The sequence below is a fragment of the Microbacterium sp. NPDC087868 genome, assembly GCF_044900755.1.
In the GTDB taxonomy this organism is placed as follows: Bacteria; Actinomycetota; Actinomycetes; order Actinomycetales; family Microbacteriaceae; genus Microbacterium; species Microbacterium galbinum.
In genome coordinates, this window is the sequence record NZ_JBJDNO010000001.1 from 401,120 (window position 1) to 420,519 (window position 19,400).

The 19,400-nt window shown below is 68.4% G+C and carries 20 protein-coding genes; 13 read left to right on the forward strand and 7 right to left on the reverse strand.

All coding sequences use genetic code 11. The features are described from left to right. Window positions 1-37 precede the first annotated feature (37 nt). On the reverse strand, window positions 38-442 hold the full coding sequence (locus ACI2JZ_RS02035) for a hypothetical protein (protein ID WP_247622412.1): 405 nt from the start codon (window positions 440-442) through the stop codon (window positions 38-40). Between the two features lie 19 nt (window positions 443-461). Beyond that, window positions 462-1,412, reverse strand: coding sequence for an alpha/beta fold hydrolase (locus ACI2JZ_RS02040; RefSeq protein WP_404596355.1), 951 nt, complete (start codon window positions 1,410-1,412; stop codon window positions 462-464). 149 nt (window positions 1,413-1,561) lie between these two features. Here ACI2JZ_RS02040 and ACI2JZ_RS02045 point away from each other — a divergent pair, with 149 nt between their 5' ends. The 3 genes from ACI2JZ_RS02045 to ACI2JZ_RS02055 all read left to right on the forward strand — a co-directional run bounded on the left by ACI2JZ_RS02045 (window position 1,562) and on the right by ACI2JZ_RS02055 (window position 4,510). Next, entirely contained in the window at window positions 1,562-1,921 is a 360-nt protein-coding gene (locus ACI2JZ_RS02045; protein WP_404596356.1) for a YnfA family protein, read from the forward strand. Window positions 1,922-2,042: 121 nt separating this feature from the next. Next, entirely contained in the window at window positions 2,043-3,968 is a 1,926-nt protein-coding gene (gene thrS / locus ACI2JZ_RS02050; RefSeq protein ID WP_404596771.1) for a threonine--tRNA ligase, read from the forward strand. After that, window positions 3,965-4,510 (forward strand): HIT domain-containing protein, encoded by a 546-nt coding sequence (locus ACI2JZ_RS02055; protein ID WP_247622415.1) that lies wholly within the window; start codon window positions 3,965-3,967, stop codon window positions 4,508-4,510. The genes thrS and ACI2JZ_RS02055 overlap by 4 nt, the downstream gene beginning before the upstream one ends. Window positions 4,511-4,512: 2 nt before the next feature. Here ACI2JZ_RS02055 and pdxY read toward each other — a convergent pair whose 3' ends face one another. Further along, window positions 4,513-5,364, reverse strand: a complete 852-nt coding sequence (pdxY, locus tag ACI2JZ_RS02060; RefSeq protein ID WP_404596357.1) for a pyridoxal kinase PdxY — start codon at window positions 5,362-5,364, stop codon at window positions 4,513-4,515. 46 nt (window positions 5,365-5,410) lie between these two features. Further along, entirely contained in the window at window positions 5,411-6,718 is a 1,308-nt protein-coding gene (locus ACI2JZ_RS02065) for an aminotransferase class I/II-fold pyridoxal phosphate-dependent enzyme (protein WP_404596358.1), read from the reverse strand. Window positions 6,719-6,808: 90 nt separating this feature from the next. Here ACI2JZ_RS02065 and pdxS point away from each other — a divergent pair, with 90 nt between their 5' ends. The 10 genes from pdxS to ACI2JZ_RS02115 all read left to right on the forward strand — a co-directional run bounded on the left by pdxS (window position 6,809) and on the right by ACI2JZ_RS02115 (window position 16,961). Further along, a complete protein-coding gene (gene pdxS, locus ACI2JZ_RS02070; RefSeq protein WP_247622418.1) occupies window positions 6,809-7,702 on the forward strand; it encodes a pyridoxal 5'-phosphate synthase lyase subunit PdxS in 894 nt (297 codons plus the stop codon). Beyond that, the gene (gene pdxT, locus ACI2JZ_RS02075) at window positions 7,692-8,300 is read left to right on the forward strand and encodes a pyridoxal 5'-phosphate synthase glutaminase subunit PdxT (RefSeq protein ID WP_247622419.1); all 609 of its coding nucleotides are present in this window, start codon (window positions 7,692-7,694) and stop codon (window positions 8,298-8,300) included. Before pdxS ends, pdxT begins: the two co-directional genes overlap by 11 nt. A gap of 73 nt (window positions 8,301-8,373) precedes the next feature. Continuing rightward, window positions 8,374-9,135: a YebC/PmpR family DNA-binding transcriptional regulator gene (locus ACI2JZ_RS02080; protein ID WP_247624689.1), complete on the forward strand. Its 762-nt coding sequence runs from the start codon at window positions 8,374-8,376 to the stop codon at window positions 9,133-9,135. A 45-nt stretch (window positions 9,136-9,180) separates the two neighbouring features. Beyond that, the gene (ruvC, locus tag ACI2JZ_RS02085) at window positions 9,181-9,768 is read left to right on the forward strand and encodes a crossover junction endodeoxyribonuclease RuvC (RefSeq protein ID WP_404596359.1); all 588 of its coding nucleotides are present in this window, start codon (window positions 9,181-9,183) and stop codon (window positions 9,766-9,768) included. A 9-nt stretch (window positions 9,769-9,777) separates the two neighbouring features. Beyond that, window positions 9,778-10,380: a Holliday junction branch migration protein RuvA gene (ruvA, locus tag ACI2JZ_RS02090; protein WP_404596360.1), complete on the forward strand. Its 603-nt coding sequence runs from the start codon at window positions 9,778-9,780 to the stop codon at window positions 10,378-10,380. Next, a complete protein-coding gene (gene ruvB / locus ACI2JZ_RS02095; RefSeq protein ID WP_404596361.1) occupies window positions 10,373-11,398 on the forward strand; it encodes a Holliday junction branch migration DNA helicase RuvB in 1,026 nt (341 codons plus the stop codon). The genes ruvA and ruvB overlap by 8 nt, the downstream gene beginning before the upstream one ends. 73 nt (window positions 11,399-11,471) lie before the next feature. Continuing rightward, a complete protein-coding gene (gene yajC, locus ACI2JZ_RS02100; RefSeq protein ID WP_247632171.1) occupies window positions 11,472-11,864 on the forward strand; it encodes a preprotein translocase subunit YajC in 393 nt (130 codons plus the stop codon). Between the two features lie 55 nt (window positions 11,865-11,919). Beyond that, the gene (gene secD / locus ACI2JZ_RS02105; protein WP_404596362.1) at window positions 11,920-13,647 is read left to right on the forward strand and encodes a protein translocase subunit SecD; all 1,728 of its coding nucleotides are present in this window, start codon (window positions 11,920-11,922) and stop codon (window positions 13,645-13,647) included. Continuing rightward, window positions 13,647-14,636: a protein translocase subunit SecF gene (secF, locus tag ACI2JZ_RS02110; protein ID WP_247622425.1), complete on the forward strand. Its 990-nt coding sequence runs from the start codon at window positions 13,647-13,649 to the stop codon at window positions 14,634-14,636. Before secD ends, secF begins: the two co-directional genes overlap by 1 nt. A 75-nt stretch (window positions 14,637-14,711) precedes the next feature. Beyond that, window positions 14,712-16,961, forward strand: coding sequence for a RelA/SpoT family protein (locus ACI2JZ_RS02115; RefSeq protein WP_404596363.1), 2,250 nt, complete (start codon window positions 14,712-14,714; stop codon window positions 16,959-16,961). Here ACI2JZ_RS02115 and ACI2JZ_RS02120 read toward each other — a convergent pair. The 3 genes from ACI2JZ_RS02120 to ACI2JZ_RS02130 form a co-directional block, all read right to left on the reverse strand. Next, complete coding sequence (locus tag ACI2JZ_RS02120; RefSeq protein WP_404596365.1) at window positions 16,948-17,499, reverse strand: type IV toxin-antitoxin system AbiEi family antitoxin; 552 nt, start codon at window positions 17,497-17,499, stop codon at window positions 16,948-16,950. The two genes, ACI2JZ_RS02115 and ACI2JZ_RS02120, sit on opposite strands and share 14 nt — an antisense overlap. A gap of 63 nt (window positions 17,500-17,562) precedes the next feature. Then, the gene (locus ACI2JZ_RS02125; protein ID WP_404596366.1) at window positions 17,563-18,915 is read right to left on the reverse strand and encodes a DUF349 domain-containing protein; all 1,353 of its coding nucleotides are present in this window, start codon (window positions 18,913-18,915) and stop codon (window positions 17,563-17,565) included. Window positions 18,916-19,027: 112 nt separating this feature from the next. Continuing rightward, a complete protein-coding gene (locus ACI2JZ_RS02130; RefSeq protein WP_247632177.1) occupies window positions 19,028-19,327 on the reverse strand; it encodes a hypothetical protein in 300 nt (99 codons plus the stop codon). Window positions 19,328-19,400 lie beyond the last annotated feature (73 nt).

A 19,400-nucleotide genomic window follows, 5' to 3' on the forward strand; every position in this document is an offset into this window, starting at 1 on the left:
GCCCCATTCTGGCGCTCGTCGTGCGATCGGAGAAATGTCAGCGTCGGCCTTGACTTCGACCCTCGGCGCTGGTGGCCCACACCGCCCACGCCATGAGGAGCGGCTGCAGGAACAGCCGCCCGAATCGACGGCGGTCGGTGTCGAGCCCGGGCGTGGAACGGCCGGTGCGCCACTGGTGCACGTTGCCGGGCAGCACGGCGGCGAAGAACAGCGCAGTGGCCCATCCGATCCGCGCGCGCTCCCGAGGAAGGGCGACCAACCCCGCGGCGAGCCCGATCTCGACCGCACCGGAGGCGACCACGATCGTCTCCTTGTCGAGCCCGGACATGCGCGTCGCCCAGTCCGGCACGACCACGCGGAAGCCGCGCGTCTGGACGAAGTGCAGGACGCCGATCGCGCCGAGTCCTGCGGCGAGGATCCACCGGGCGATCGTACGGGTCATCCGCTCACGCTACCCCGGTTCACTGCGGAAACGGCATCCGTTCGGCCGCCCAGCTCCGGAATGCGTCCGCGATCTCCGCCGCATGCGTGTGATGGAGATAGTGATCGCCGTCGACGGGTATCACCGTGCCGTCGGCGACGCTCGCCGCCTGCGCCTCGTGCAGGGCGACCCAGTCCGGATTCTTCTCGTTGTCGGCTACGGCGAACAGCAGCACGGGGAGATCATCGGGAAAGGTGCGTCCCTCGGCCTGCGCGAAGTTCGGGGCGATGTGCGCCATCTCGTCGAGGTACGTGGGCGCCATCGACGTGCGGTTGGAGATCATCGCGATCTGCTCCCGGTCATGATCGGAGTAGGCCCCACCCTCATGCCCGACCCCGCCCACCGCGAGCAACAGCCGTGCGAGTCCCAGAGTTCGGGCGGCGCCCATGAGTCCTGTCGGGAACTCGGTGTCCATGTGCGGCTGCCCCGGCACGCTGGAGTCGATCCCGACGAACCCCTGGAGCTCCTCGGGGTGCGTCGCGGCCAGCTCGAGTGCGTAGATGCCCGCGATGGAGTGCCCCATGAGCACGTACGAGTCGATGTCGAGCTGCTCGAGGGCGTCGTGCACCTCCGCGACGATGTTCTCGGTCGTCCGCGCGCGATCGGTGCCGTCGCTCAATCCGTACCCGAGGGGCTCGATCACGACGACGCGATGATCTGTCGCGAGGTCGTCGACGAGGGGGGAGAAGTCGATCGCGGGTGAGGCCGTGCCGAATCCGGGGAGGAGCACGACATCCGTGGGACCGGAGCCGGTGATCACGACGTTCATCCGATGACCGTCGACGATGACGAAGGTCCCGTACGGCTCGATCGCCTCCTTCTCGATCTCCGATGCGACGACGTTCACGACGGTCGTCGTCGCCAGCCCCAGGGTGATCGTCGCGGTGACGGCCACGAGGGTGACGAACCCTCTCTTCACGAACTTCTTCATCGCCAGCCTCTCCGGGCGCGCTCTGCGCCGCAGATCCAGCGTCGCGCGACGGCGCGTGCGCGCACATCGACCGGACGCGGACTCCGGCGTACCGCATCGGCGGTAGCGGACGCTCGTGCCCGGTGGTACGCGACTGCCAGACTGGCCGCATGACCGTGTTCCGCATCATCGTGCTCTTCGTGCTGGCCGCCGTCGCGGAGATCGGCGGAGCATGGCTGATCTGGCAGGCGGTCAAGGAGGAGCGCGGCTGGATCCTCGCCGTGCTCGGGGTGATGGCCCTCGGCGCCTACGGATTCATCGCGGCACTCCAGCCGGACGCCAACTTCGGCCGGGTGCTGGCCGCGTACGGTGGGGTCTTCATCGCGGGATCGCTCGCGTGGGGCATCATCGTCGACGGCTTCAAGCCGACCGTCTGGGACTGGGTGGGGTCATCCATCGCCCTCGTGGGAGCCGCGATCATCATCCTCGCTCCGGTCGTCGCGCAGACGGCCACCGAGCCGGGGGCGTGACGGTCAGCACGACCCGGCCATGCGAGTAGCCTAGATCCAGACCCAGATGGAGTGATCAGTGCCTGAAAACGCCCAGCCGAAAGACGGCTTCGCCCTGTTCTCTGACCGATCCGTCGTCGCCATGCGCGTCAACGGCATCCTCAAGGACCTCGCGACCACAGTGACCGACGCCGACGAGGTCGAGGCGGTTACGATCGACAGCCCCGACGGCCTCGGTATCCTGCGCCACTCGACCGCGCACGTGCTCGCCCAGGCGGTGCAGCGCATCAATCCGCAGGCGAACCTCGGCATCGGCCCGCCCATCACCGACGGCTTCTACTACGACTTCGGCGTCGATTCGCCGTTCACGCCCGAGGACCTCAAGGCAATCACCAAGGAGATGCAGCGCATCGTCCGCGAGGGCCAGCGCTTCGTTCGCCGCGTGGTGACCGATGACGAGGCCCGCGCCGAACTCGCCGACGAGCCGTTCAAGCTCGAGCTCATCGGGCTCAAGGGCGGCAAGGAAGCGGCGGAGGGCGCCTCGGTCGAGGTCGGCGAGGGCGAACTCACGATCTACGACAACACCACCCGCGACGGCGAGGTGGTCTGGAAGGACCTCTGCCGCGGCCCGCATCTGCCGAACACGCGCATGATCGGCAACGGCTGGGACCTCACCCGCATCGCCGCCGCCTACTGGCGCGGCAGTGAGAAGAACCCGCAGCTGCAGCGCATCTACGGCACCGCCTGGCCGTCGAAGGACGAGCTGCGGGCATATCAGCACCGCCTCGAAGAGGCCGCGAAGCGCGACCACCGTCGCCTCGGCAAGGAGCTCGACCTGTTCTCCTTCCCGGAGGAGATCGGATCCGGGCTCTCGGTCTGGCACCCGCGCGGCGGCATGATCCGCGGCGAGATGGAGCAGCACGCGCGCAAGCGTCACATCGAGGGCGGCTACACCTACGTGTACACCCCGCACATCTCGAAGGAAGACCTCTTCCTGACCTCGAACCACCTCGTCACCTACAAGGACGGCATGTTCCCGCCGATCGTCATGGACGAGGAGCGCGACGACGAGGGCAACATCACCAAGCAGGGCCAGGACTACTACCTGAAGCCGATGAACTGCCCGATGCACATCCTGATCTACAAGGAGCGCGCGCGCAGCTACCGCGATCTGCCGCTGCGGTTCGCCGAGAACGGCACGGTCTACCGCAACGAGCTCTCGGGGGCGCTGCACGGTCTCACCCGTGTGCGCGGGTTCACTCAGGACGACTCGCACCTCTTCGTCACGCCCGACCAGCTCGAGGGAGAGGTCGCGAAGGTCCTCGACTTCATCCTCTCGATGCTGCGGGACTTCGGCCTCACCGATTTCGAGCTCGAGCTGTCGATGAAGGACGACGAGAAGTCGAAGTGGATCGGTTCTGACGAGTTCTGGGAGTCGTCGACCGACGCCCTGCGTCGCGTCGCCGTCGCCTCGGGACTCAAGCTCACCGAGGTCCCGGGTGAGGCCGCGTTCTACGGCCCGAAGATCGACCTCAAGACCCGCGATGCGATCGGTCGCACCTGGCAGTTGTCGACCGTCCAGGTCGACCCGAACCTGCCGGAGCGCTTCGATCTCGAGTTCATGGACAAGGACGGGCAGAAGAAGCGCCCGATCATGATCCACCGCGCGCTCTTCGGTTCGATCGAGCGTTTCTTCGCGATCCTGCTCGAGCACTACGCCGGCGACTTCCCGGTGTGGCTCTCGCCGGTGCAGGTGGTCGGCATCCCCGTGGCCGAGGACTACGCCGACTACCTCGGCGAGGTCATCACGACGCTCCGCGACTCGGGCGTGCGCGCCGAGCTCGACACGTCGGACGACCGGATGCAGAAGAAGATCCGCACGCACACGACCGGCAAGGTTCCGCTGCTGCTCATCGCCGGTGAGCAGGACCGCGCCGCCGGCACGGTCTCGTTCCGCTACCGCGACGGCACCCAGGAGAACGGTGTCCCGATCGCGGATGCCGTGGCCCGCATCCGCACCGCGATCGCCGAGCACGCGCTCGTGCAGACGGCGGGGGACCTGGCGTGACCCCGGAGGAGCCGCTGGAGCCGGCGTCGGACTTCGCCGGAGTCCCCGACGAGTTCCAGCGGCTCTGGACCCCGCACCGGATGGCCTACATCCAGGCGGGGCCCGAGCCGCTGCGCGAGGAGTGCCCCTTCTGCGAGGCGCCGAAGCACCCGGATGCCGAGCGGCTGATCGTCGCGCGCGGTGAGACGGCATACGTGCTGCTGAACCTGTTCCCGTACAACTCGGGTCACCTGCTCGTGTGCCCGTACCGCCACATCGCGACGTACGACCAGGCCACCCCGGAGGAGGTCGCCGAGATCGGCGCTCTGACGCAGACGGCGATGCGCGTCCTGACGGAGGTGTCGCGCTGCGACGGCTTCAACATCGGGATGAATCAGGGTGCCGTCGCCGGCGCGGGTGTCGACGGGCACCTGCACCAGCACGTCGTGCCGCGGTGGCGCTCCGATGCGAACTTCTTCCCGATCATCGCGAAGACGAAGGCACTCCCGCAGCTGCTCGGTGAGGTGCGGGAGGCCGTCGCGAACGCCTGGCCTGCGGCCTGAGTTCAGCGCACCTGACGGGCGCTGAACTGCATGCGCGGGTGCGCGTAGAACTCCTGCGCCTCGACGAGCTGCAGCTCGCGCTCCCCGGAGTCGAGCGTCGCCTTCAGCAGGTCGTAGACGCTCGATGCGGTGCGCTCGAGGGCGACCTGCGCACTGCCGGTCTCGACGTAGTGCGCGGTGAAGAGCGCAGCGGTCACATCGCCCGACCCGTTGGCCTTCATCGGAAGGTGCGGCGTCTGCACGATCCAGGCACCCTCCTCGTCGACCGCGAGCATCTCGATGGTTCCCTCCTCGCGGTCCGGCCGCTCGACGCTCGTGACGAGCACCGTGCGCGGTCCCATCGCGCGCGCCAGGTCGACCGAGGCCAGCGTGGACTCGAGCGTGTCGGGCTCGGTCTCGGTGAGGAAGCCGAGCTCGAACTGGTTCGGGGTGATGATGTCCGCCACCGGCACGACCCGCTCCCGCAGCAGCACGGGGATCGCGGGCGCCACGAAGCAGCCGGACTTGGCGTTGCCCATCACGGGGTCGCACGCGTAGATCGCATTCGGGTTCTCCGCCTTGACCCGGGCGACGGCGTCGATGATCACGTCGCCGATGCCCTCACCGCCCTGGTATCCGCTGAGCACCGCATCGATGCCGCCGAAGACGCCACGGTCCTGGATGCCGGTGATGACCTCGCGCACCTCGGCGGGATCGATCATCGGGCCGCGCCAGGCGCCGTACCCGGTGTGGTTCGAGAAGTTCACGGTGTAGACCGGGAGGACCTCGACGCCGATGCGCTGCAGCGGGAACACCGCGGCGGAGTTGCCGACGTGACCGTAGGCGACAGCGGACTGGATGGAGAGGATCTTCATCTCCCGATCCTTTCTTTCAGTGCGGGTGCGTTCCCGCTTCGGGTGGTCATCGGGAAGCCGCGACGAGGTCGGCGACGAAGGCCGCGGCATCCGCGTCGGACAGATCATGGACGGTCAGCCGCAGATGCCGCGATGGCTCGGCCTTCTCGTCGAGGGCGAACTCGTCGCCGGTGCGGGCCAGCCAGCCGCGGCGCATGAGCTTCTCGGCGACGGCGCGCGCAGGCCGCGGGAGCTCGACCCAGAGACTGAGACCGTCGGAGTCGGGGGCATCGATTCCGTGAGTGCGCAGGAGCTGTGCGAAAGCGGCGTTGCGCTCGGCGTAGTGCGCGGCCGCCGTACCGATCGTCGCGAGCGCGGAAGGGTCGGTCAGCTGGGCGTGGGTGAGTCGCTGGAGGAGATGGCTCACCCAGGTCGTCCCCGGGCTGAGCCGCATCGACAGACGCTCGGCCGTCTCGGGGTCGGTGGCCGCGAGCGCCAGGCACATGTCGGGGCCGAGGAACTTCGAGACGGAGCGCACGAGGGCGAACCGCCGGTGCCCCGGTCCGATCAAGGTCTCGTAGGGGCGCTGCGAGAGCATCGAGAAGTGGTCGTCCTCGATGATCAGCACGTAGGGGTGGTCGGCGAGCACGGCGCGGAGCTCGGCCGCGCGCGCAGCCGTCAGGCTGCTGCCGGTGGGGTTCTGCGCGCGCGGAGTGCAGATGATGGCGCGGATGCCGGCGTCGAGCGCCGCGCGGAGGCCGACGACCGTCATCCCCTCGCCGTCGACCGGGACGGGCACGGCGCGGTACCCTCCGAGTCGCACCGTGTGGATGCTCGCGAGGAAGCAGGGGTCCTCGAGCGCGACCGCGTCATCGCGGGTGAGCGCCTGGGCGAGGAGTCGCTCGACGGCATCGACCGCGCCGCTGGTGACGGTGACGCGGAAGTCGGACTGGTCGAGGTCGGTGGCGATCCACTCGTGCGCCCAGGAGTCGAGGCCGCGGTCGATCACGGGCTCGCCGTACAGCACCGGTCGCCCCGTGACGCGGGCGAGCGCGGGGGACGGGTCGGGGATGAGCCGGGGGTCGGGGTTGCCCGTGCCGACGTCGCGGAGGACCGTGTCCGCCGCGTAGCCCTCCTGGGCGACCGCCTCGACGCCGGCGATCGTGGTGCCGGCGCGCCCGCGCGAGACGACGAGCCCCGCCTGCGCGAGCTGGCGGTAGGCGGCCACCGCGGTGTTGCGGTTCACGCCGAGAGTGGCGGCGAGTTCGCGCACAGGGGGGAGCGCATCGCCGGGGCGGAGTGTTCCGCGGTCGCGCAGGGCGCGCACGCTGTCGGCGATGTCTGCTGCGGTCGTTCCGGTGATCTCGGCGCTCATGGGTCCTCGACACCGATTCTAGAACGTCCGGGACGATGCTACGGTTTGACATAGATCAAACGAGTCATTGGCTCAGCCGAGAGGAATGCGATGAACGACCAGGCAACCACCGGATCCGCGCGGGTCAAGCGAGGTCTCGCCGAGATGCTAAAGGGCGGCGTCATCATGGACGTCGTCACGGCCGAGCAGGCCAAGATCGCCGAGGACGCCGGCGCCGTCGCCGTGATGGCTCTCGAGCGGGTCCCCGCCGACATCCGTGCGCAGGGCGGTGTCTCGCGCATGAGCGACCCCGACATGATCGACAGCATCATCGACGCCGTCTCGATCCCCGTGATGGCGAAGGCGCGCATCGGCCACTTCGTCGAGGCGCAGATCCTGCAGGAGCTCGGAGTCGACTACATCGACGAGTCCGAGGTGCTGTCGCCGGCGGACTACGTCAACCACATCGACAAGTTCGGCTTCACCGTGCCCTTCGTGTGCGGGGCGACGAACCTCGGCGAGGCCCTGCGCCGCATCAACGAGGGCGCCGCGATGATCCGGTCGAAGGGCGAGGCCGGCACCGGTGACGTCTCGGAGGCGACCAAGCACATCCGCAAGATCACGAGCGAGATCAACGTGCTGCGTTCGATGACCAAGGACGAGCTCTACGTGGCGGCCAAGGAGCTGCAGGCGCCCTACGACCTCGTCGTCGAGGTCGCGGCGACGGGCAAGCTGCCGGTCGTGCTGTTCGTCGCGGGAGGCGTGGCAACACCCGCGGACGCCGCGATGATGATGCAGATGGGAGCGGACGGTGTGTTCGTCGGCTCCGGCATCTTCAAGTCGGGCAACCCCGCCCAGCGCGCCGCGGCGATCGTGAAGGCCACCACGTTCCACGACGATCCGAGTGTGATCGCCGAGGTCTCGCGCGGGCTGGGCGAGGCGATGGTGGGGATCAACGTGTCCGACCTCCCCGCGCCGCACCGGCTGTCCGAGCGTGGCTGGTAGTCCGACCGTCGGCGTCCTCGCGCTGCAGGGCGACGTGCGCGAGCATGCCGCCCTGCTCGCGGAGCTCGGTGCGGAGGTGGTGCTCGTGCGCCGCCCGGAAGAACTCGACGCGATCGATGGGCTCGTCCTGCCGGGTGGAGAGTCCAGCGTCATCGACAAGCTGGCGCGACTGTTCGGGCTCCAGCAGCCGATTCGCGCGGCGATCCGCGCGGGGATGCCGATGTACGGCACGTGCGCGGGGCTCATCCTCCTGGCCGATACCGTGCTCGACGCGATCGAGGGACAGCAGTCCTTCGGCGGCCTCGACGTCGACGTGCGGCGCAACGCCTTCGGTCGTCAGTCCGAATCGTTCGAGATCGACCTCGACGTGCCGGTGCTCGGCGATGCCCCGGTGTCTGCGACGTTCATCCGGGCGCCGATCGTGGAACGCTCGGGGGCCGCGGTGGAGGTGCTCGCCGCCCTGCCCGACGGCGCGGTGGTCGCGGTGCGCCAGGGGCCGTTGCTCGGCACGAGCTTCCATCCCGAGATGGACGGTGAGCCCGGATTCCACGCGCTCTTCCTCGACGAGGCACGACGCTACGCGAGCGCACCCCGGTAGGCGACGTCTCGATTCGTTAGACTGGACGATGCCCTGGGCCGTGCCCACGGGCGGATACGACGAGTGGAGACTTATGTCCGGGCATTCCAAGTGGGCCACCACGAAGCACAAGAAGGCCATCATCGACTCCAGGCGCGCCAAGTCCTGGGCCAAGCTCATCAAGAACATCGAGGTCGCGGCCAAGCTCGGCGGCGCCGACCTCGCGGGCAACCCCACGCTGTTCGACGCGGTGCAGAAGGCGAAGAAGACCTCCGTCCCGAAGGACAACATCGACCGCGCGGTCAAGCGTGGAGCCGGAATCGGCGGCGAGGCCGTCGAGTACACCTCGATCATGTACGAGGGATACGGACCGAACGGCGTGGCGCTCATGATCGAGTGTCTGACCGACAACAAGAACCGTGCCGCCGCCGAGGTGCGCACGGCTCTCAGCCGCAACGGGGGAACGCTGGCCGACCCGGGCAGCGTCGCTTACAACTTCTCGCGCAAGGGCGTCATCGTCGTCGGTGCCGAGGGGACCACCGAGGACGACGTCATGATGGCGGCGCTCGAGGCGGGTGCCGAGGAGATCGAGCCGCACTCCGAGGGCTTCGAGATCATCACCGAGGCGACCGACCTGGTCACCGTGCGCAGCGCGCTGCAGGAGGCGGGCATCGACTACGAATCCGCCGACGTCGAGTTCGTGCCGAACCTCAAGGTCGAGATCGACGCCGACACCGCGCGCAAGGTCTTCCGCCTCATCGACGCGCTCGAGGACAGCGAGGACGTGCAGAACGTCTTCAGCAACTTCGACCTCTCGTCCGAGGTGCAGGCCGAGCTCGAGAACGACGACAGCTAGGCGCGCCACGCGCCCGACGTCGACGGTGCCGCCTAGCCTGGGGGAGTGACCTCCTCCTCGCTGCGCGTTCTCGGGATCGACCCGGGCCTCACGCGATGCGGTGTGGGCATCGTCGACGTCGACGGATCGCGTCGCGGCACGCTCGTGCACGTCGGGGTGATCCGTTCGTCTCCGGATGCGCCGATCGGCGAGCGTCTCGCGATCGTCGCCGCCGGCATCCGTGAGGTCATCAGCGCGCATTCTCCGCAGGCGGTCGCGGTCGAGCGCGTGTTCGCGCAGCAGAACACGCACACGGTGATGGGCACGGCTCAGGCCAGCGGAGTCGCGCTGCTGCTCGCGGCAGAGGCGGGTCTTCCCGCCGCGACCCACACGCCGAGCGAGGTCAAGGCCGCCGTGACCGGTTACGGTTCTGCCGACAAGCGCCAGGTGCAGGCGATGATCGCCCGGATCCTGCGCCTCGACGCGCCTCCGCAGCCGGCGGATGCCGCGGATGCCATCGCCATCGCCCTCTGCCACGCCTGGCGCCGAGGCGGCGCGGGGGCGGCATCCGCAGCGGGCGGGCTCACGCCGGCCCAGCGCGCCTGGGCGGACGCGGAGCGTGTCGCTCGAACATACGTACGACGCGGGGCCTAGGCTGGGAGGATGATCTCCTCCCTGCACGGCACAGTGCTGCACTCGACCTCCGACCAGGTCGTCGTCGAGGTGGGCGGCGTCGGCTTCTCCGTCGCCGTCCCGGCCGACGTCGCGCACACCGCGACGGTGGGGGAGCAGTTGCGGTTGCACACGAGCCTGATCGTGCGCGAGGACGCGCTCTCGCTCTTCGGGTTCGCCGAGCGCGACGAGCTCGAGGTCTTCGGGCTCCTCATCAGCGTGACGGGCGTCGGGCCGAAATCCGCCCTGGGGGTGCTGTCGCACCTGACCGTCGACCAGATCGCAGAGGCGGTGAACGCCGAGGACGACGCGCCTTTCCGTCGCGTGTCCGGAATCGGTCCCAAGACCGCGAAGCTCATCGTCGTGCAGCTCGCCGGTAAGGTGCAGCCGACGGTCGCGGCAGCGCCGAGTCCCTCGGGCGCCGTGGACGTGGTGGGTCAGGTCGCGGCCGCCCTCGTCGGACTCGGATGGTCGGAGAAGGTCGCCGCCGAAGCCGCCGCGCAGACGGCCGCAGAGGCATCCGATGCCGAGCGTTCGGCCGTCGCACCGCTCCTCCGCCGCACTCTTGCCCTGCTGGGGCCGGCACGTGGCTGACGCACTCGATGCCTCCGAGCCCGTCGACGAGACCGAGCTCGCGATCGAGGGCGCCCTGCGTCCGACGAGTCTCGGCGAGTTCGTCGGACAGCAGAAGGTGCGCGGCCAGCTCCAGCTCCTCCTCGAGGCCGCACGCATCCAGAGCCGACCCGCCGATCACATCCTTCTCGCGGGCCCGCCCGGACTCGGCAAGACGACGCTGGCGATGATCGTCGCGCACGAGAGCGATCGCCCCCTGCGCCTGTCGAGCGGACCGGCCATCCAGCACGCCGGCGATCTCGCTGCGCTCCTGTCGAGCCTCGTTCCCGGCGAGGTGCTCTTCATCGACGAGATCCACCGGATGGCGCGCTCCGCCGAGGAGATGCTCTATCTCGCGATGGAGGATTTCCGCATCGACATCATGGTGGGCAAGGGGGCGGGGGCCACCAGCATCCCGCTCGAACTCGCACCGTTCACCCTGGTGGGAGCGACGACGCGGTCGGGCCTGCTACCGAATCCGCTGCGCGATCGATTCGGGTTCACCGGTCATCTGGAGTTCTACGAGGAGGGCGAGCTCGAGCGGGTGATCGCGCGATCCGCGGCGGTCCTCGGCGTCGATCTGCCGTCCGATTCGCTGTCCGAGATCGCCCGCCGATCGCGCGGGACGCCCCGCATCGCGAACCGCCTTCTCCGACGCGTGCGCGACTACGCGCTCGTGCACGGTGGGGGAGCGGCGACCATCGCCGACGTCCGCGCCGCTCTCGAACTGTACGACGTCGACCCCATCGGGCTGGACCGCCTCGACCGCGCCGTTCTCGAAGCGCTCGTGCGGCGGTTCCGTGGGGGGCCGGTGGGACTGAGCACCCTCGCCGTCGCCGTCGGCGAAGAAGCCGAGACCGTCGAGAGCGTCGTCGAGCCCTATCTCGTCCGGATCGGTTTCCTCGGTCGCACTCCGCGGGGGCGCGTCGCCATGCCTGAGGCGTATGCGCATCTGGGTGTGGCGCATCCCGACGGAGCGCTTCGCTTCGATGACCTATAATCACAGAAGACTTCCCCCGAAACTTCTGTGCGCCCGTTGATGGTGCGTGCACCTCAGAAAGGCGCTCCGCCCCATGGAAATCATCCTCTTCGGTCTCCTGGCCGTCCTCCTCGTCTTCATGATCTTCAACACGCGCAAGCGTCAGAAGCAGATGAAGGCCGAGCAGGAGGAGAAGGCGACGAAGACGGTTCCCGGCGTGCGTGTGCTCCTGCAGGGCGGCATCTACGGCACGATCGTCTCCTACGACCCCGATGACCTCGACCACCCCGCGTCGGTCGAGGTCGCCCCCGGTGTCGTGATCGAGGTGCACAGCCAGGCGATCCTCCGCATCGTCGAGCCCAAGGACATCGTCGCCGACGACACCGAGCTCGCTGACGACGACCTGGTCGTCGAAGCCGACGCTCCGATCGCCGAGACCCCGGAAGAGACGCGCGCGCGCCTCGACCGCGACGCCGACGACAAGTAAGTCCGCGGCGTTCGACCGCACCCCGGAATCCGGCCTCTCAGAAAGCTGAACTCACGTGGCTTCATCCTCTCCTGTCCGTCACGCCTGGCGGGTCCTTCTCGGCCTGCTCCTCGTGACGGGTGTCCTCTTCGGCATCAACGCGGCCGGGGTGTACGTCTTCGGGAAGAGCTCGTGGGCTCCGGAGCTCGCGCTCGACCTCCAGGGCGGCACCCAGATCGTGCTGCAGGCCGAGACCGACGAGGGAGCAGCGCCGTCCGCGGAACAGCTCGACCAGGCAGCCTCGATCATCCGCCAGCGCGTCGATGCCTCGGGCGTGGCGGAGGCCGACATCACCACCGAGGGCGGACGGAACATCGTCGTCCAGATCCCGGGTGTCGCCGACGACCAGACGCGCGAGCGGATCACCAGCAGCGCGCAGCTCGAGTTCCGGGCGGTGCTGGCCACGACCGCCGCGACGACGTCCTTCGTCGGTGACGACGGTAACGAGACGCCGTACCCCAGCCCCGACCCCTCGCTCGAGGCGACGCCGACGGCCGAGCCGACCGACGGCAGCGACCTCAACTGGGCCACGCCCAAGCTGCAGGCCGAGTTCCTCGCCTACGACTGCGCGAACCCCGACAACCCCACCAACGTGCCGAGCGAGCAGCCGATGATCGCCTGCGACGAGACCGGTCAGGCCAAGTTCCTGCTCGGCCCGACCGAGCTCGACGGGACGGCGATCGACGACGCCGCGAGCGGTCGTGACCCGCAGAACGGCGCGTGGCTCGTGCAGCTCACGATGAACCCGGATGGGGCCGACAAGTTCGGCAAGGTCAGCACCCGCCTCAACCAGAACCGCATCGACGGCCTGTCGCCGCGCGACCAGTTCGCTTTCGTGCTCGACGGCGTCGTCATCTCGGCGCCCCGCATGAACGGTGTGATCCTCGATGGCCGGCCGAGCATCTCGGGCAGCTTCACGCAGGAGTCGGCCACGACTCTCGCCGATCAGCTCAAGTACGGAGCGCTGCCGCTGAGCTTCACCGTGCAGAGCTCCGACACCGTGTCGGCGACGCTCGGTACGCAGCAGCTGCAGATCGGTCTCATCGCCGGTCTCATCGGCCTGATCCTCGTCGCGATCTATTCGCTCATCGTCTACCGAGCCCTCGGGACGGTGATCATCGCGTCCATCGCGGTGATGGGTGTGCTGACCTACATCGTCATCTGCATCCTGGCGTGGCGCCTCGGCTTCCGCCTCTCGCTGGCCGGTGTGGCCGGTCTGATCGTGTCGATCGGATTCACCGCCGACTCCTTCATCGTCTACTTCGAGAGAATCCGAGACGAACTGCGAGACGGCAAGTCGATCACCTCCGCGGTCGAAGACGGATGGGGTCGCGCCAAGCGCACGATCTACATCTCGAAGTCGATCAACATCCTCGCCGCGCTCGTGCTGTACATCCTGGCCGACTCGACGGTGAAGGGGTTCGCGTTCACGCTCGGCCTCACGACCATCATCGACGTGTTCATCTTCGTGATCTTCACGCACCCGGTGATGCAACTGCTCGCTCGCACGCGCTTCTTCGGAGGCGGCCACAAGCTCTCGGGGCTCGACCCCGAAGCACTGGGCGCCGTCTACCGCAATCGGTCGCAGTTCCGCGAGGTCGCGACGGCATCCGCCGGCCGTGGCGCGCGCAACTCGCGTTCGCGCGGCGAGGCGGAGCGTCGTCAGACCATCGCCGAGCGCAAGCGCGCGGAGGCTCTCGCGGGTGACAGACCCACCAACGCCGGAAGTGAGGGAGACGCCTGATGCCTTCCATGAATGAGTTCGGCAACAACCTGTACACGGGGAAGACCTCTTTCCCGTTCGTCGGTCGCCGCCGCCTGTGGTTCATCATCGCGATCATCCTGGTCGTGGGCTCGGCTCTGGTGCCGCTGATCCGTCCGATCCAGTTCTCGATCGAGTTCACCGGCGGGTCGCAGTTCACCGTCGCGGCGCCCGACAGCACCGATCAGCAGATCGCCACCGACGCGGTCAAGTCGGTCGTGCCCGAATCGGCGACCAAGGTCGTCGTGGTGAACGGCGACGACATCCGCGTCCAGACCGACCAGATGACGGCCGATGAGACGCAGCAGGTCACCGCGGCACTCGCCGACGCGTACGGCGTCGACACTGCGGAGGTGACGTCGTCGTTCATCGGTCCGGCCTGGGGCGAGAGCGTCACGCGTCAATCGCTGTGGGGCCTGGCGATCTTCCTCGCCCTCACCTTCCTGATCCTGGCGATCTACTTCCGAACCTGGAAGATGTCGGCCGCGGCGATCATCGGTCTGCTCGACGTGCTCGTGATCACCGTCGGCGTGTACGCGCTGGCCGGCTTCGAGATCTCGCCGGCGGCGGTGATCGGATTCCTCACGATCTTGGCGTACTCCTTGTACGACACGACGGTCGTCTTCGACAAGATCCGAGAGAACACACATGAAGACGGCGAGAAATCGGCGCGTCTGTTCGGGGAGTCCGTCAACCTGGCGGTGAACCAGACCCTCGTGCGATCGATCAACACCTCGGTGGTCGCGGCGCTCCCGGTCGGAGCGATCCTCTTCATCGGATCGCTGTGGCTCGGTGCCGAGACCCTCACCGACATCTCGCTGTCGATCTTCGTCGGCATCCTCGTGGCGACGTATTCGACACTGTTCGTCGCCGCTCCGCTCTACTCGCTCTTCCGCGAGAACGAGCCGCAGATCCGCGAGCGCGACGCCCGGATCCGCGAAGCGCGCCTGCGCGCGACGGTCGAAGCCTGACGTATCCGTCCGGTGGGAGCCGCTCCCGCCGGACGGACGTAGGATTGTCTGATGTTCTGATTCGGAGGTGAGCGGATGGCGGAAGCGCAGTCGCCGGCGCAGGGATCGAGCCTGCGGCGTCTGGTTCCCCGCATCTTCTCGCGCGCGTCCAGGGTCAACGACCTCGACAACCTGATCCGCACCGTCCGGGCCAACCACCCCCGCGGTGATTTCTCGGTGATCGAGCGCGCGTACACGGTCGCCAAGGACAAGCACACCGGCCAGCAGCGTCAGAGCGGCGAGCCGTACATCACGCATCCGCTCGCCGTCGCGCAGATCCTCGCCGAGCTCGGTCTCGGGCCGCGCGCCATCGCGGCGGCGCTCCTGCACGACACGGTCGAAGACACCGGCTACGCGCTTACCGATCTCACCGCCGAGTTCGGCGACGAGGTCGCGATGCTGGTCGACGGCGTCACCAAGCTCGACAAGGTCAAGTACGGCGAGAGCGCCCAGGCCGAGACCGTCCGCAAGATGATCGTGGCGATGTCGAAGGACATCCGCGTGCTCCTGATCAAGCTCGCCGACCGTCTGCACAATGCTCGTACCTGGGGCTTCGTCCCGCCGGAGAAGGCGGCGAAGAAGGCCAAGGAGACGCTCGAGATCTACGCGCCCCTGGCCAATCGTCTCGGTATCCAGGCGATCAAGTCCGAGCTCGAAGACCTCTCGTTCGCGGTGCTGCACCCCAAGATCTACAACGAGATCCACAGCCTCATCGCACAGCGCACTCCGCAGCGCGAGAAGTATCTGAGCCAGGTCGTCGAGGAGATCGACGAGGATCTGCGTGATCTGCGCATCCGCGGCAAGGTCTCAGGCCGACCGAAGCAGCTCTACTCCGTGTACCAGAAGATGGTGGTGCGGGGTCGCGAGTTCGACGACATCTACGACCTGATCGGCATCCGCGTGCTCGTCGCTTCGGTGCGCGACTGCTACGCCGTGCTGGGTGCGATCCATGCGCGGTGGACGCCGCTGCCCGGTCGCTTCAAGGACTACATCGCCACCCCGAAGTTCAATCTCTATCAGTCGCTGCACACGACCGTGATCGGCCCCGCGGGGCGCACGGTCGAGATCCAGATCCGTACGCACGAGATGCACCAGCAGGCCGAGTACGGCGTTGCGGCGCACTGGATGTACAAGGAGCGGATGAACGGCGGCAAGGCCGAGGTGCGGGCATCCGACACCGACATGGCCTGGCTCGCGCACATCTCCGACTGGCAGGCCGAGACGGCCGACCCCGGGGAGTTCCTCGACTCGCTGCGGTTCGAGATCGGCGCGAAGGAGGTCTACGTCTTCACGCCGAAGGGGCGCGTCGTCGGTCTTCCGGCCGGTGCGACTCCCGTCGACTTCGCGTATGCGGTGCACACCGAGATCGGCCATCGCACGATGGGTGCGAAGGTGAACGGGCGCCTGGTGCCGCTGGAGTCCGAGCTGAAGAGCGGCGACGTCGTCGAGGTCTTCACCTCGAAGAACCCGGATGCCGGACCGAGCCAGGACTGGCTCGGATTCGTCAAGAGCACCCGTGCGCGCAACAAGATCCGTGGCTGGTTCACGAAGGAGCGGCGCGAAGAGGCCATCGAACAGGGCAAGGAGGCGATCGCGCGCGCGATGCGCCGGCAGAACCTGCCCCTGCAGCGTCTGATGAGCCAGGACTCGTTCGCCGAGGTCGCCCAGCAGCTGCGCTACGAAGACGTCTCGGCGCTGTACGCGGCCGTGGGCGAGGGGCATATCTCGACCCAGTCGGTGCTCGAGAAGGTCACGGCCAACGTCGCCGCGAACGACACCACGACCGGCGCCATCGACCTGCCGGGCAGCGTGCCGACCCGCGAACCGCGTGCGGGCGACTCCGGCGTTCTCGTCCGCGGCGCCGCCGACATCCTCGTGAAACTCGCGAAGTGCTGCACGCCGGTTCCCGGGGATCCGATCGTCGGCTTCGTCACGCGCGGCAGTGGCGTCTCGGTGCACCGCAGCGATTGCGTCAACGTCAAGGCCCTGAGCAGCGAGCAGGACCGATTCGTCGAGGTGTCGTGGGCGCCGACCACCAAGAGCGTGTTCCGCGTGCAGATCCAGGTCGAGGCCCTCGACCGCTCCGGTCTGCTGTCCGACGTCACGCGCGTACTGAGCGAGCACCACGTCAACATCCTCTCCGCCACGGTCAACACCAATGACGACCGACTGGCGATCAGTCGGTTCGTGTTCGAGATGGGCGACGCCGTGCACCTCGACCGCGTTCTCAACGCCGTGCGCAGGATCGACGCGGTGTACGACGTGTACCGCGTCACGTCCTCCTGATACCGAGTTCCTCGAGAAGTTCCAGGGCACGTCGAGAGCCTGGCACGCGCCGCAGGGTGCGGATGCGTTCCCGCGCGGTCCCGATGAGACCCGGGTCGTGCTCGATGAGCATGTGCGCCCAGCGATCCAGAGCGGGTTCCCGGTGGCTCCCGAGCGCGAGGTCGATCAGCGTGCGTTCGGGAGTCGTGATCGGGATGCCGCCGATGAAGATGAGGTCCTCGGCCGGGAGTGGCGTGTCGTGATATCGCACCCGTGGACTCTGCACGGCGCGGATGCGCCTCGCCACCGCTCGGCGAAGATGATGCGGGTTCGGCGGCGCATCGCATGCACCGTGCACCCATACCGCGCTCGGCCCGCAGACCGCGGTGCCCGGGTGCACGATCGTGGCGATCGACGCTGCCCGCACGTCGGCGCCCTCGACGAGATCTGCGGGGACGAAGGCCTCGCCGATGTCGACGACGTCGCCGTCGAGGCGGGCGGCGGTGAGCTCGGGCAGTGTCAGGCGTTGGCCGGGCAGATACAGGAAAGCGGGATGCACCAGGCCAGTGTGGCCCAGGGCATCCCGCTGTCGTGTGCTCGGACGGGAGCTGTGGAGAACTCGTCAGCCGCCGAGGGCGCTCAGCCAGGCGCGGCGCGCCTCGAGAGCGTCGGACGCTTCCTTGATCGCCTTCTTGTCACCCGACTTCTCGGCCGTGGCGAGCTCGGACTCGAGCTTCTCGATCGCCTCGAGGAGCTGCGAGCTCATGTCGTTGGCGCGCGCCTTGGTCTCGGGGTTGTTCTTCTTCCAGTCGACCTCTTCGCGGGCCTTGAGGGCCTGCTCGATGACGCGGAGCTTGTCGTCGAGCGCGCGCTCCTTGTCGCGGGGGAAGATGCGGCCGACCTCATCCCACTGCCGCTGGATTCGCGTGAGCAGGGCGCGGGCGCGCTTGATGTTGGACTCGTCGGCAACGGCCTTGGCCTCTTCCAGAAGAGCCTGACGCGCCTCGATCTTGGGAGCGGACTCGGTCTCTTCGGCGGCGGACTGCTCGGCACGCGCGGCGTAGAGCGCGTCTCCGGCGGCCTTGAACCGGGCCCAGAGGGCGTCGTCCGCCTTGCGACCTGCGCGGCCGGCGGCCTTCCAGTCGTCGAGCAGCGTGCGGTAGGCGGGAATCCCGTCGGTGCCGCGCGGGGCGAGGGCTTCGGCGCGCTCGATGAGGCGGGTCTTCGCATCGCGGGCGGCCTTGTGCGTGTCGTCGAGCTCCGAGTAGAACGCACGACGGTGCTTGTCGACGACCGAACGAGCGTCGCGGAATCGCTTCCACAGCTGCTGCGACAGGCCCTTCGACAGGCGCGGGCCGTTCTGCTGCTGAGCCTGCCACGCGTCGAAGAGCTCACCGAGCTCGGCGGTGACCTGCTTCCACTGCACCTTCGAGAGGTCGCGTGCGGCGATCGCCTCGGCGCGCTCCACCAGTGCGGTGCGCTCGGCGATGGCCTGGTCGAGCAGCTCCTTCGCACGCTGCTGCTCCTCGGCCGTGGCCTCGGAAAGGGACGCGGTTAGCGTGTGCAGGCGCTCGAGAAGACCGGCGAGGTCACCGACGGCGGCGGCATCCGTGGCTTCGTCGACCAGGTGCCCGGCCTGCTTGACCAGATCGCTGGCGGTCGCGCCGCCGGCCTGGTGACGCTGTTCGAGGGTCTGCACCTTGAACGCGATGTCCTCGTACTTGCGCACGAAGTAGGCGAGCGCCTCGTCGGGCGTGCCGTCGGGGTACTGACCGACGACGCGCCAGTTCTCACCCTCGCGCACCTCGACCGTGCCGTCCTCGCTGACGCGACCCCACTTCGCAGCATCGCTGGAGACGGGGGCGGTGGACGCGGCCGGAACGGCGGCGGCGGGGGCGGGCAGCTTGCGCGGCAGCGGCTTCGCCGGGGGAGCGGGGACGGGGGGAGTCGGCTTCGAGGACTCGTTGGCAGACACAGTGTTCTCCTTGCGCGGTTGGCCGCGGGAGGCGGAAAGGACGATGTTCAGCCTAGTACGCCGCGACGATGCGATGCGGTGACGTTCCGCTCCGCGTCGGAGCGGGCGCTGATCACTCCGCCGGGGTCTCCTCGGGAGCGGGTGCCTCGGTGGGCGCGGGGGTCTCCACCGGAGCGCTTGGCTCGACGGACGAGGAGGGAGTGGGCGTGGGCTCCGGTGCCGTGACCTGTGCGTGCGCCACCTGGCTCGCGATCGCTGCGAGCACGAGGACCGCGCCACCCACGCCGGCGATCACGTTGTCGCGCACGCGGCGACGGATCTTCTCCTGGTGCTGAGCCGTGCGCGCCGCGTAGACCCGCGCGCGCTCGGCCTGGGTGCGCTCCTGCGCGCTCTTCGAACCGCGTGCCGCCATTGCGTGCTCCTCTCATCGACGCCGCCGGGCGACGTCGTCTCAGAGCATATCGTCGCCGGTGTCGGTGGACCGC

Coding starts and splice junctions, on each gene's coding strand:
- ACI2JZ_RS02065 (WP_404596358.1), bottom strand. CDS start 6,718: ATGAGCGCCGAGATCACCGGAACGACCGCAGCAGACATCGCCGACAGC.
- ruvA (WP_404596360.1), top strand. CDS start 9,778: ATGATCTCCTCCCTGCACGGCACAGTGCTGCACTCGACCTCCGACCAG.
- thrS (WP_404596771.1), top strand. CDS start 2,043: ATGCGCGTCAACGGCATCCTCAAGGACCTCGCGACCACAGTGACCGAC.
- ACI2JZ_RS02130 (WP_247632177.1), bottom strand. CDS start 19,327: ATGGCGGCACGCGGTTCGAAGAGCGCGCAGGAGCGCACCCAGGCCGAG.
- ACI2JZ_RS02045 (WP_404596356.1), top strand. CDS start 1,562: ATGACCGTGTTCCGCATCATCGTGCTCTTCGTGCTGGCCGCCGTCGCG.
- ACI2JZ_RS02115 (WP_404596363.1), top strand. CDS start 14,712: ATGGCGGAAGCGCAGTCGCCGGCGCAGGGATCGAGCCTGCGGCGTCTG.
- yajC (WP_247632171.1), top strand. CDS start 11,472: ATGGAAATCATCCTCTTCGGTCTCCTGGCCGTCCTCCTCGTCTTCATG.
- secF (WP_247622425.1), top strand. CDS start 13,647: ATGCCTTCCATGAATGAGTTCGGCAACAACCTGTACACGGGGAAGACC.
- ACI2JZ_RS02080 (WP_247624689.1), top strand. CDS start 8,374: ATGTCCGGGCATTCCAAGTGGGCCACCACGAAGCACAAGAAGGCCATC.
- pdxS (WP_247622418.1), top strand. CDS start 6,809: ATGAACGACCAGGCAACCACCGGATCCGCGCGGGTCAAGCGAGGTCTC.
- ACI2JZ_RS02035 (WP_247622412.1), bottom strand. CDS start 442: ATGACCCGTACGATCGCCCGGTGGATCCTCGCCGCAGGACTCGGCGCG.
- ACI2JZ_RS02040 (WP_404596355.1), bottom strand. CDS start 1,412: ATGAAGAAGTTCGTGAAGAGAGGGTTCGTCACCCTCGTGGCCGTCACC.
- pdxY (WP_404596357.1), bottom strand. CDS start 5,364: ATGAAGATCCTCTCCATCCAGTCCGCTGTCGCCTACGGTCACGTCGGC.